At 57.3% G+C, this 206-nt stretch carries 1 pseudogene; it reads left to right on the top strand.

Annotated features, from left to right (window positions below):
* Positions 1-206 (top strand): annotated as a pseudogene (locus B7444_RS16260) (CotH kinase family protein); the annotation flags it as partial.

Here is a 206-nt window from a genome sequence, read left to right as displayed (position 1 = left end):
CCAGGCCATATCGCACCCTGGTATGCGCGCCTGAACAAAACAACGACGCAGTTTCAGCAGCCTCAGTTCTCGTGTGACTGCCACGCTCTGTCGGTCTATTTTCAGCTGCCAACGGATAGCGCGCCGCAGTTCTACGGCTGCTACGTCCTGCGCTCTGACAATACGAACGCCACGTATCTGATCGACGACAGCAACCCGCAGCACTA

The organism is Gluconobacter thailandicus F149-1 = NBRC 100600 (assembly GCF_000964465.1).
Lineage (GTDB): Bacteria > Pseudomonadota > Alphaproteobacteria > Acetobacterales > Acetobacteraceae > Gluconobacter > Gluconobacter thailandicus.
This window is presented reverse-complemented; position numbering and strand designations above follow the sequence as displayed.